At 70.5% G+C, this 11,888-nt stretch carries 9 protein-coding genes; 7 read left to right on the top strand and 2 right to left on the bottom strand.

Annotated features, from left to right (window positions below):
- Window positions 1-113 precede the first annotated feature (113 nt).
- From KBY19_RS16990 to serA, 4 genes are all read left to right on the top strand, one after another.
- Complete coding sequence (locus KBY19_RS16990) at window positions 114-1,976, top strand: acetolactate synthase large subunit (RefSeq protein WP_099884514.1); 1,863 nt, start codon at window positions 114-116, stop codon at window positions 1,974-1,976.
- Window positions 1,977-2,009: 33 nt separating this feature from the next.
- Window positions 2,010-2,534 carry an acetolactate synthase small subunit gene (ilvN, locus tag KBY19_RS16985; RefSeq protein WP_099884516.1) on the top strand — a complete coding sequence of 175 codons (525 nt, stop codon included), beginning with the start codon at window positions 2,010-2,012 and terminating at the stop codon, window positions 2,532-2,534.
- 81 nt (window positions 2,535-2,615) lie between these two features.
- Entirely contained in the window at window positions 2,616-3,614 is a 999-nt protein-coding gene (gene ilvC / locus KBY19_RS16980) for a ketol-acid reductoisomerase (RefSeq protein WP_185018216.1), read from the top strand.
- A gap of 241 nt (window positions 3,615-3,855) precedes the next feature.
- Window positions 3,856-5,445, top strand: coding sequence for a phosphoglycerate dehydrogenase (gene serA / locus KBY19_RS16975; protein ID WP_185018217.1), 1,590 nt, complete (start codon window positions 3,856-3,858; stop codon window positions 5,443-5,445).
- Between the two features lie 150 nt (window positions 5,446-5,595).
- Here serA and KBY19_RS16970 read toward each other — a convergent pair whose 3' ends face one another.
- Window positions 5,596-6,804: a CdaR family transcriptional regulator gene (locus KBY19_RS16970; RefSeq protein ID WP_210966085.1), complete on the bottom strand. Its 1,209-nt coding sequence runs from the start codon at window positions 6,802-6,804 to the stop codon at window positions 5,596-5,598.
- Between the two features lie 250 nt (window positions 6,805-7,054).
- Between KBY19_RS16970 and KBY19_RS16965 the strand changes: the two genes are divergently transcribed.
- From KBY19_RS16965 to KBY19_RS37240, 3 genes are all read left to right on the top strand, one after another.
- On the top strand, window positions 7,055-7,981 hold the full coding sequence (locus tag KBY19_RS16965) for a proline dehydrogenase family protein (protein ID WP_185018218.1): 927 nt from the start codon (window positions 7,055-7,057) through the stop codon (window positions 7,979-7,981).
- A 175-nt stretch (window positions 7,982-8,156) separates the two neighbouring features.
- Window positions 8,157-9,788 carry an L-glutamate gamma-semialdehyde dehydrogenase gene (gene pruA / locus KBY19_RS16960; RefSeq protein WP_099884522.1) on the top strand — a complete coding sequence of 544 codons (1,632 nt, stop codon included), beginning with the start codon at window positions 8,157-8,159 and terminating at the stop codon, window positions 9,786-9,788.
- A 336-nt stretch (window positions 9,789-10,124) separates the two neighbouring features.
- Entirely contained in the window at window positions 10,125-10,253 is a 129-nt protein-coding gene (locus tag KBY19_RS37240) for a hypothetical protein (RefSeq protein WP_019355765.1), read from the top strand.
- 228 nt (window positions 10,254-10,481) lie between these two features.
- Here the strand turns inward: KBY19_RS37240 and KBY19_RS16955 are convergent.
- Window positions 10,482-11,888, bottom strand: a 1,407-nt coding sequence (locus tag KBY19_RS16955) for a metallophosphoesterase family protein (RefSeq protein WP_210966069.1), incomplete at its 5' end; no start/stop codon positions are given.

The raw sequence follows: 11,888 nt of genomic DNA, 5'->3' as shown, positions 1-11,888 counted from the left end.
TCACGGCACGAGGGGTTTTTTGTTGCATCAGCACCTGAGCACGAACCAGCAGCAGCTGGAAAAAACCGCCCAAAACGAGCGTCAACCCTCACTCTCCGAGAAGAGATAAGCCGATGACCGAACAGGCCACCGGGGCCCCGAAACCGCAGCCGCGGGCCCGCAACAGCGGACAGTCCAACTCCGTTCCGGCCCAGGCAGCCCCCCGCATCACGGGCGCCCAGTCCCTCATCCGTGCTCTTGAGGAAGTCGGCGCCGACACCGTATTCGGCATCCCCGGCGGCGCCATCCTGCCCGCCTACGACCCGATGATGGACTCCTCCCGGGTCAAGCACGTCCTGGTCCGTCACGAGCAGGGCGCGGGCCACGCGGCCACCGGCTACGCGCAGGCCACCGGCAAGGTCGGCGTCTGCATGGCCACCTCGGGCCCCGGCGCCACCAACCTGGTCACCCCGCTCGCGGACGCCCATATGGACTCCGTGCCGCTGGTCGCCATCACCGGTCAGGTCGCCTCCGGCTCCATCGGTACGGACGCCTTCCAGGAGGCCGACATCTGCGGCATCTCGATGCCGGTCACCAAGCACAACTTCCTGGTCAGGGACCCCGACGAGATCCCCAGGACCATCGCCGAGGCGTTCCACATCGCCTCCACGGGCCGCCCAGGCCCCGTCGTGGTCGACATCGCCAAGGACGCGCTGCAGGGCCGGACCACCTTCCAGTGGCCGCCCACCGCCGAGCTGCCCGGCTACCGCCCGGTGACCAAGCCGCACGGCAAACAGATCCGCGAGGCCGCCAAGCTGCTGACCGAGGCCCGCCGCCCGGTGCTCTACGTCGGCGGCGGCGTCCTGAAGGCCGGCGCCACGGCCGAGCTGAAGGTGCTCGCCGAGCTGACCGGAGCCCCGGTGACCACCACCCTCATGGGCATCGGCGCCTTCCCCGACAGCCACCCGCAGCATCTGGGGATGCCCGGCATGCACGGCACCGTGGCCGCCGTCACCGCGCTGCAGAAGGCCGATCTGATCGTCGCCCTCGGTGCCCGCTTCGACGACCGCGTCACCGGCAAGCTGGACTCCTTCGCGCCGCACGCCAAGATCGTGCACGCCGACATCGACCCCGCCGAGATCGGCAAGAACCGCGCGGCCGACGTGCCCATCGTCGGCGACGCCCGCGAGGTGCTGGCCGACCTGGTCGTCGCCCTCCAGGCCGAGGCGGCAGAGCACCCCGGCGAGCCCGGCGACCGCTACGCCGACTGGTGGGCCCTGCTGGACCGCTGGCGCAAGACCTACCCGCTCGGCTACGACCTGCCCGAGGACGGCTCCCTGTCCCCGCAGCAGGTCATCCAGCGCATCGGCGAGCTGGCCCCGGAGGGCACGATCTTCGCCGCGGGCGTCGGCCAGCACCAGATGTGGGCCGCGCACTACGTCACCTACGACCAGCCCGCCACCTGGCTCAACTCCGGTGGCCTGGGCACCATGGGCTACGCCGTGCCGGCGGCCCTCGGGGCCAAGGTCGGTATGCCCGACCGCACGGTGTGGGCCATCGACGGGGACGGCTGCTTCCAGATGACCAACCAGGAGCTGGTCACCGCGGCCCTCAACGGCGCGCCCATCAAGGTGGCGATCATCAACAACGGCGCCCTGGGCATGGTCCGCCAGTGGCAGACCCTCTTCTACAACCAGCGCTACTCCAACACCGTCCTGCACAACGGCGAGGAGGGCGAGCCGAGCCGGGGCACCCGTGTCCCCGACTTCGTGAAGCTCGCCGAGGCCATGGGCTGCGTCGGCATCCGCTGCGAGGACCCCGCGCAGCTCGACGCTGTCATCGAGAAGGCCAACGCCATCAACGACCGGCCCGTCGTCGTCGACTTCATCGTCCACGAGGACGCCATGGTCTGGCCGATGGTGGCCGCAGGCACCTCCAACGACGAGGTCATGGCGGCCCGCGGCGTCCGCCCCGACTTCGGCGACAGCGACGACTGACCGGGAACGCAGGAACGGAAAGGCACTCCAACGATGTCCAAGCACACCCTCTCCGTGCTGGTGGAGAACACCCCCGGCATCCTGGCCAGGATCGCCTCGCTCTTCTCCCGCCGCGGCTTCAACATCGACTCGCTCGCCGTCGGCGTGACCGAGCACCCCGACATCTCGCGCATCACCATCGTGGTGAACGTCGAGGACCTGCCGCTGGAGCAGGTCACCAAGCAGCTCAACAAGCTGGTCAACGTCCTCAAGATCGTCGAACTGGAGCCCTCCTCCGCGGTCCAGCGCGAGCTGGTCCTCGTCAAGGTCCGTGCCGAGGGTGAGACCCGCTCCCAGATCGTGGAGATCGTCCAGCTCTTCCGCGCCAAGACCGTCGACGTCTCCCCGGAGGCCGTCACCATCGAGGCCACCGGCAGCGCCGACAAGCTGGAGGCGATGCTGAGGATGCTGGAGCCGTACGGCATCAAGGAACTGGTGCAGTCCGGCACCATCGCCATAGGGCGCGGCGCCCGCTCCATCACCGACCGGAGCCTGCGCGCGCTGGAACGCTCCGCGTGATCGAGCGCCCCTGACCGACCCCGTCCGCCCGGCCGTCATAGGTTGGGCAGCACCAATCATCAGCACAAGGAGAATCCCCAAGTGGCCGAGCTGTTCTACGACGACGACGCCGATCTGTCCATCATCCAGGGCCGCAAGGTCGCGGTCCTCGGATACGGCAGCCAGGGCCACGCCCACGCGCTGTCCCTGCGTGACTCGGGCGTCGACGTCCGGGTCGGCCTGCACGAGGGCTCGAAGTCCCGGACCAAGGCCGAGGAGCAGGGCCTGCGGGTCACCACGCCCGCCGAGGCCGTCCAGGAAGCGGACGTGATCATGGTCCTGGTTCCGGACCCGGTCCAGGCCAAGGTCTACGAGGAGTCGATCGCCCCTCACCTCAAGGACGGCGACGCCCTCTTCTTCGGCCACGGTCTGAACATCCGCTACGAGTTCATCAAGCCCCCGGCCTCCGTCGACGTGTGCATGGTCGCTCCCAAGGGCCCGGGCCACCTGGTCCGCCGCCAGTACGAGGAGGGCCGCGGCGTGCCGTGCATCGCGGCCGTGGAGCAGGACGCGAGCGGCAACGCGTTCGCGCTGGCGCTGTCGTACGCGAAGGCCATCGGCGGCACCCGCGCCGGCGTCATCAAGACCACCTTCACCGAGGAGACCGAGACCGACCTGTTCGGTGAGCAGGCCGTGCTGTGCGGCGGTACGGCCGCGCTGGTCAAGGCGGGCTTCGACACCCTGGTTGAGGCCGGCTACCAGCCGGAGATCGCCTACTTCGAGTGCCTGCACGAGCTGAAGCTGATCGTGGACCTCATGTACGAGGGCGGTCTGGAGAAGATGCGCTGGTCCGTCTCCGAGACCGCCGAGTGGGGCGACTACGTCTCGGGTCCGCGCGTGATCAACGAGCAGACGCGGGCCGAGATGAAGAAGATCCTCGGTGAGATCCAGGACGGCTCCTTCGCCAACAACTGGATGGCCGAGTACAACGCGGGCCTGCCCAAGTACAACGAGTACAAGAAGGCCGACGAGGACAGCCTGCTGGCCACCACGGGCCAGAAGCTGCGCGGTCTGATGAGCTGGGTCGACGAGGACAAGTAACCCGCACGCCCTGTTGTGGGCGGTCGTTACGCCCGGCGGACCGACCGCCCACAGCGATGTGGACGCAAAGCGCCCACATCGGGGGCGGGACCCTCGATAGACTGCGGAGCCACAGGCTCACAGCGTCGTGCGTCTGCCCCTCCGCCCCCCGCCCTTCCCCCGGCCTCCGTCCGGGAGGAGCCCCCGGCCCCCGCAGGGAATCCGCAGGGAAAACGCGCCGTCCCAAGAATTTGGAGACCACGTGAGCAAGCCCGTAGTACTCATCGCCGAAGAGCTGTCGCCCGCGACCGTCGACGCGCTGGGCCCGGATTTCGAGATCCGGCACTGTGACGGCGCCGACCGGGGCGAACTCCTCCCCGCTCTCGCCGATGTGGACGCCGTCCTCGTCCGCTCCGCCACCAAGATCGACGCCGAGGCCATCGCGGCGGCGAAGAAGCTCAAGGTGGTCGCCCGCGCCGGCGTCGGGCTCGACAACGTGGATGTCCCCGCGGCCACCAAGGCGGGCGTGATGGTGGTCAACGCCCCGACCTCCAACATCGTCACCGCCGCCGAGCTGGCCTGCGGGCTGCTCGTCGCGACGGCCCGCAACATCCCGCAGGCCAACACCGCGCTCAAGAACGGCGAGTGGAAGCGCAGCAAGTACACCGGGGTCGAGCTGAGCGAGAAGACGCTCGGCGTCGTCGGCCTCGGCCGGATCGGGGTGCTGGTGGCCCAGCGCATGTCGGCGTTCGGGATGAAGGTCGTCGCCTATGACCCGTTCGTGCAGCCCGCACGGGCCGCCCAGATGGGCGTCAAGCTGCTCTCGCTGGACGAGCTGCTGGAGGTGGCGGACTTCATCACCGTCCACCTGCCCAAGACCCCCGAGACCCTCGGGCTGATCGGTGACGAGGCGCTGCACAAGGTCAAGCCCAGCGTGCGCATCGTCAACGCGGCGCGCGGTGGCATCGTGGACGAGGAGGCGCTGGCCGCGGCGCTCAAGGAGGGCCGCGTGGCGGGTGCGGGTCTTGACGTGTACGCCTCCGAGCCGTGCACCGACTCCCCGCTCTTCGCCTTCGACCAGGTCGTGTGCACCCCGCATCTGGGGGCCTCCACCGGGGAGGCGCAGGAGAAGGCGGGCATCGCGGTCGCCAAATCGGTGCGGCTGGCGCTGGCGGGTGAGCTGGTCCCCGACGCGGTCAACGTACAGGGCGGGGTCATCGCCGAGGACGTGCGCCCTGCGCTGCCGCTCGCCGAGAAGCTGGGCCGGATCTTCACCGCGCTGGCCGGCGAGGTCGCCGTCCGGCTGGATGTCGAGGTGTACGGCGAGATCACCCAGCACGATGTCAAGGTGCTGGAACTGTCCGCGCTCAAGGGTGTGTTCGAGGACGTGGTGGACGAGACGGTCTCCTACGTCAACGCTCCGCTGTTCGCCCAGGAGCGCGGTGTCGAGGTGCGGCTGACGACCTCCAGCGAGTCCGCCGAGCACCGCAACGTGGTGATCGTACGCGGCACCCTGGCCAACGGTGAGGAGGTCTCCGCCTCCGGCACCCTGTCCGGTCCCAAGCATCTGCAGAAGATCGTCGCCATCAACGAGCACGGTGTGGACCTCGCCGTCGCCGACCACATGGCCTTCCTGCGCTACAGCGACCGGCCCGGCGTCGTCGGCACCGTCGGCCGCATCCTGGGCGAGACGGGCATCAACATCGCCGGTATGCAGGTCTCCCGCGCGGAGGAGGGCGGCGAGGCGCTGGTCGCGCTCACCGTCGACGACACGATCGGCGCCACGGTGCTGGGCGAGATCGCCGAGGAGATCGGCGCCACCCACGCCCGAGCGGTCAACCTCACGGAGTGATGACCGCCGAACGCGGTGGCCGCGCCGGTCACCGATTCCGCCGAACCCTGTAGGCGCCTGGTTGCGCGCCGTCGTGACGGAGGGGGTACGGGGCCTGGCCCCCGTACCCCCTCCGTCGGTCGGCACGGGCCGGCGGCAGCGGCCGGGGCCTCAGCCCAGGCGTTCGGTCTTCAACGCCATATGGAGAAGGAGCCGGTCCTCGCCTTCGTCCAGGTCGAGTCCGGTGAGGCGCTCCACCCGGGAGAGCCGGTAGTAGAGGGTCTGCCGGTGGATGCCGAGCACGGCGGCGGCCCGCCCCGCCTGGCCTGCGCAGTCGAGGAAGACCTCCGCTGTCCGTGTCAGTTCGCGATGGGTGGGGCGCAGCAGTTCCCGTACGGCGGGGTCGGGTGGGGAGCCGGGGGTGCGGGCGATGCCGGTGAGCATGCGGTAGGGGCCGATGGTGTCCCACTCGGCGAGGGCGCCCGGTCGGGAGGCGGCGGCTGCCGCCCGGGCCGCGGCGCGGGCCTCGCGCCAGGCGGCGGGCAGGTCCGCCAGGTCGGTACGGGGGCTGCTCAGCCCGGCGGTGGGGCCCGGCCGGGCGGCGCGCTCGGACTCCGCCGGGGGCGTCGCGGGCCGGCCGGGGGAGCGCAGCAGCCGGTCGGCCGCCGTACGGGCCGCCTCCAGACCGTGCGGGGTACGCAGTCGAACGAGCGCGGCCAGCGCGCCGTCCCGTACGCACTGCGCCGCGAGCCGGGGGAGCGCGGCGGGCGGCGGCGCCGCGGCCGGGTCCTCTTCCTCGGGCCACGGCAACACCGCCACCAGCACCAGCGTCCCGGACGCGGCCTCGCCCAGTGCCGTGCGCAGCCCGGCGACCGCCTCGTCCCGTGCGGCCCCGCCGCGCTCGGCGAGCGCGGCGTGCAGCAGCCCTGCGGTCCGCTCCTCGGCGCGGGAGTCCGCCGCGCGCTGGGCGCCGGTGCGGTCGGCGACCGCCATCGCCGCGGCCAGCCGGGGGTCGGTCAGCTCCAGCCGGCCGTCGTCCAGCAGCCAGATGTAGCCGTGGACGACCCCGCGGTCGCGCACCGGAAGACAGATCCTGCCGTGCACCACCCCCGCCGCCGGGTCGGGAGGGATCCGGACGGGGCCGTCGGCCCGGGCGATGCCGTAGCTCTCGAAGAAGGCCCGCACGGCCGGGGTGGAGCGGCGCTGCAGGATGGTGCGGGTGCGCACCGAGTCCAGCGCGGGCCCGGTGGCCTGCTCCTCGTCGTCGCCGCCCTCGTGCGCGCCGAAGGCGATCAGCGAGAAGTCCCGGCCCTCCAACGTGGCCGGGGTACCCAGCAGTTGGGAGACCTCGTCGATCAGCGCCTGATAGTCCTCGCGCATACCGTGGGCCTCCCGCAGCCGGTGCTGGTGTTTCTCGATGTCGTCCGGCGTCACCCGGCGCGCCAGAGCGGCCGGTGTGCCGCCGCCACCATTCTCATACAGATGTCTGAGAGCCGGGCCACGGACGCGTGACACCTGTCGATGGTCCGGCCGGGGAAACGCTCCTTAACTTCGTAGTGGCTCCCGCGTCACGCCTTCGCTGCGCGCGCGTCATCGAGCCGCCCACAAGAACAATCCGTGGAGGTGCCCCGTGCTGGGACCCGTGCTCCTCGCCGCCGCGCGCAGCGACAGCATCCGCCGCCTCGTCTCGGCCGCTCCGGTCACCCGCCCGATGGTGGACCGGTTCGTGGCGGGCGAGCAGCTCGATCAGTGTCTGGCCTCCGTCACGACGCTCGCCGGACGCGGTATGCAGGTCACCATCGACCATCTCGGCGAGGACATCACCGACCGGTCGGAAGCCCTCCGCAACCGTGACGCCTACCTGGCGCTGTGCGACGCGCTGGCCGGCGCCGGGCTCGCGGAGCACGCCGAGATGTCGGTCAAGCTCTCCGCCTTCGGGCAGGCGCTCCCGGGCGGGCACGACCTGGCCTACCAGAACGTCCTGCCCGTCGTGGAGGCCGCCACCGCCGCCGGTACGACGGTCACCCTGGACATGGAGGACCACACCACGATCGACTCCACGCTCGCCGTCCTCGGGCAGCTGCGCGAACGCTTCCCCGGCACCGGCGCCGTGCTCCAGTCGTATCTCTTCCGCACCGAGGAGGACTGCCGCGCGCTGGCCGGCGACGGTTCCCGGGTCCGGCTGGTCAAGGGCGCCTACAAGGAGCCCGCCTCGGTCGCCTACCAGGACAAGCGCGAGGTCGACCGGGCGTATGTGCGCTGTTTGAAGATCCTCATGGCCGGCAAGGGCTACCCGATGGTGGGATCCCACGATCCCCGCATGGTGGCCATCGCCCAGGACCTGGCCGAGCGTTACGGTCGAAAGCGGGACGACTTCGAATTCCAGATGCTCTACGGCATCCGTGGAGCCGAGCAGGAGCGACTGGTCGCGCAGGGTCACCGGATGCGCGTCTATGTCCCGTACGGGACCGACTGGTACGGCTACTTCATGCGACGCCTCGCGGAGCGCCCGGCGAACATGGCCTTCTTCCTGAGGTCCCTGATCACCCGGAGCTGATCACCCGGCAGTGGGAGGTCTCCGGCTGGGGGTCCGGGGGTTGTCCCCCGGAAGGACCCAGTCTGAGGTCCCTGATCACCCGGAACTGATCACCCGGAGCTGATCACTCGCCGCCGACCACCCAGCCGAGACGCCGGCACCGACCGACCGCCCGACCCCGACACAAGGAGCAACCGTGGACGCTGTGACCCAGGTCCCCGCCCCGTACAACGAGCCGGTGCACACCTACGCACCCGGCAGCCCCGAGCGTGCGCGTCTGGAGGCCAAGCTCAAGGAGCTGGCCGACAACCCGCGTGAGCTGCCCATGACCATCAACGGCGTCAAGCGCATGGGGGGCGGCGAGCGCGTCGACGTCGTGCAGCCGCACAACCACCAGAAGGTCCTGGGCACCTACGCGACGGCCACCCGGCAGGACGCGCAGGACGCCATCGACGCGGCGCTCGCCGCGGCTCCGGCCTGGCGCGCGATGTCCTTCGACGACCGGGCCGCGATCATCCTCAAGGCCGCCGAGCTGCTGTCCGGGCCCTGGCGCGAGACGATCGCCGCCTCCACCATGCTCGGCCAGTCCAAGACGGCCCAGCAGGCAGAGATCGACGCGCCCTGCGAGCTGATCGACTTCTGGCGCTTCAATGTGCACTTCGCGCGCGAGCTGATGACCGAGCAGCCGCTGGTCCAGCCCAACGGGATCTGGAACCGCATGGACCACCGCCCGCTGGAGGGCTTCGTCTACGCGATCACGCCGTTCAACTTCACCGCCATCGCGGGCAACCTGCCCACGGCCCCGGCCCTGATGGGCAATGTGGTGGTCTGGAAGCCGTCCCCGACCCAGACCCACTCCGCCGTGCTGCTCATGGAGCTGCTGGAGGAGGCCGGGCTGCCCAAGGGCGTCATCAATCTGGTGACCGGTGACGGCAAGGAGGTCTCCGAGGTCGCCATCCCGCACCCGGAGCTGGCCGGTATCCACTTCACCGGCTCGACGGCCACCTTCCAGCACCTGTGGAAGAGCGTCGGCGAGAACATCTCCAACTACAAGTCCTACCCGCGCATCGTCGGCGAGACCGGCGGCAAGGACTTCATCGTCGCCCACTCCTCGGCCGACCAGGCCGTACTCAAGACCGCCATCACCCGTGGCGCCTTCGAGTACCAGGGCCAGAAGTGCTCGGCCGCCTCCCGCGCCTACCTGCCCCGCTCCATCTGGGAGGGCGGCTTCAAGGAGGCGCTGGCCACCGAGGTGCAGGGGCTGGCGATGGGCGATGTGACGGATCTGTCCCACTTCATCGGCGCCGTCATCGACGACCGGGCCTTCGCCAAGAACAAGGCCGCCATCGAGCGTGCCAAGGCGGACCCGTCCTGCGAGATCCTGGTCGGCGGCACCTACGACGACAGCGTCGGCTACTTCATCTCGCCGACCGTCATCGTCTGCTCCGACCCGGAGAACGAGGTCTTCAAGACCGAGTACTTCGGCCCGATCATCGCGATCCACGTCTACGAGGACGAGAAGTGGGACGCGATGCTGGACCAGATGGAATCCGCCTCGGCGTACGCGCTGACCGGTGCCGTGCTCGCCAAGGACAGGGCGGTCCTGGCCGAGGCCTCCGAGAAGCTGCGGTTCGCCGCGGGCAACTTCTACCTCAACGACCGGCCCACCGGGTCGATCGTCGGCCAGCAGCCCTTCGGCGGCGCGCGGGCCTCGGGTACGAACGACAAGGCCGGCTCGAAGTTCAACCTGATCCGCTGGTCCTCGCCGCGCGCGATCAAGGAGACCCAGGTCGCGCCGACCGACTACCGGTACCCGCACATGGGCTGATGCCCCCCGTGGCCCCTGTGCGATGAGGGCCCGGCCCCCTTCTCCGCCGTACGGACGGAGGGGGCCGGGCCCGTTCTCGTGTTCGGCTCGGATGTGGGGCTCGTCTCAGATAGTAGGAAGCCCAACTATTTGGCGAGACATCACGGCTGAGGCCTTCTATCTTTGTAGGAAGCCGATCGTCCCGCTCGACCGAGCGCTTCGCGGATGTGGCGCCCGTGCGTCCCAGGCAGGTGATCCCTGCCGCACCGGTTGTCCCCGCACCGTTGGCTGTCCGGCAGATCTCTCCTCGCGTCTTGCGTCAAGCGTCATGCGCCGTGCAGAAGGAGTTGCATTCCTATGGCCACGCCCACAGCCACCCACGTTCCCGCCTCTCGTGTCCGCCGCTCCCGTGCTGCCGCCCGCCTCCGCGAAGAGGACCGCCGCAAGGCAGCTGAAGCGCTGCAGCGCGCCTTCGACCGCCGCTGACCCCTCCGGGGCGCCGAGCCGCTGCAAAGGGTTGCCCTTGGAGCTCGCGTACCCCGCATGGGGGGCTGCGCTTGCCCACCCTGCTCCCCAGCCTCCGGCCGGGAGTACCCCAGGGCGCAGACTGCCCAAGCTTGCGGGGGTGGCCCTTTCAGGGGCGCGGGGAACGGCGCGAGCAACCACAGTGCTCCCGCAGACTGCAACGCGCAGCAAGGGGCAGCCCCTCACCCGTCAGCGGCGCACCATGAAGTGGTCGACGCGGCGGCCCGAGCGGGCCAGTGCGGTCACCGAGAGCGACGGCCGCCGCCCGCCCTCGCACTCCACGGCGAGGAACGAGAAGCCCGTGTAGCGGATACGGGACCACTCCACTTCGCCCCGCTCCTCGCGGCGGCCCTCCCCCCAGCGGATGCCGGGAACGCTGTCCCGCTCCTCGATGCGCCCCTCGTAGCTGTCCGGCGCCGAGAAGTCGTACAGCTCCCTCCCGCCCCCGCCGGCGGTGACGTACACGGTGCCGTCCCGCACGGGATCGGTCGTCTCTCCCAGCCGCAGCGCCCGGGTGGGCGAACCGTCCCGCACCGGGTCGGTGCGTTCGTACACATGGTTGTGACCGTTGATCACCAGGTCGACGTGGTGCTTCTCGAACAGCGCCACCCATGCCTCCCGCACCCCGCCGTCCGAACCGTGGGTGGCGGTCGAGTACGCGCAGTGGTGGAAGAAGACGACGACGAAGTCGATGCCCCGCGCGGCGCGCATCCGCTTGAGCGTGCGCTCCAGCCACCGCGTCTGCGCCCCGTCGGTGTAGCCCCGGTTGGCGGGGATCTCGTAGGAGACGTCGTTGGCGTCCAGGGCGATCACCCCGAGGTTCCCGTACTCGAACGTGTAGACGCCGGGCGCCCGGTCGGGGTCCGGGCCGGTGTCGGGCAGGGACCAGCGGGCGGTCTGGCCGCCGTAGCCGTCGGGGGAGTACCAGGCTTCCATGTCGTGGTTGCCCGTGGTCACCATCCAGGGCACCCGGGAGGCGACCGGTTCGGTCTGGGCCAGGAGCTGGTCCCACAGGCGCGCGTCGTAGGTGTCGGACTTCTTGCCGTGCCCGGTGTCGTCGGCGTAGCAGATGTCTCCCGCGTGCAGATGGAACGCCGGATTCTGGCCGAGCACCGCCTGGCCGCCTGTCAGCGCCTCGGGGCCGACGCCCTGGTCGCCGAAGGCCGTGAAGACGAACGGCTCCGCGCTGTCGGCGGGCGCGGTGGTGAACGACCCCACGGTGCCCAGCCGTTCGGCGGCGGTGGGGTCGAAGCCGTCGTGTCCGACGCCGTAGTAGTACGTCGTGCCCGGGCGCAGCCCGTCCAGGCCGACGTGCAGATAGAGCTGCTCGACGGCGGGCAGCCGACGGCCGAGCGAGGGGGTGCGCAGCGCGCGGACCTCCGCCGGGACCTTCCGGTCCAGCTCCCACGGCTTGAGTCCGACCCGCAGATACGGGCGCCGGACGGCGAACGGGACCTGCCAGGAGACGTTCATCCGGGTCTTCGGGTCGGTGCCGAACGCCAGATGGCGGCCGAACGGCGCCACCAGCTTGCCGTCCACCGCGGTCTTGGAGGGCGCCGGCGCGGGGTACTGCGCGGGGGCGGGCTGATGGTGGCG

Origin of the sequence: Streptomyces sp. B15, assembly GCF_018070605.1 — a bacterium.
Lineage (GTDB): Bacteria > Actinomycetota > Actinomycetes > Streptomycetales > Streptomycetaceae > Streptomyces > Streptomyces smyrnaeus.
This window is presented reverse-complemented; position numbering and strand designations above follow the sequence as displayed.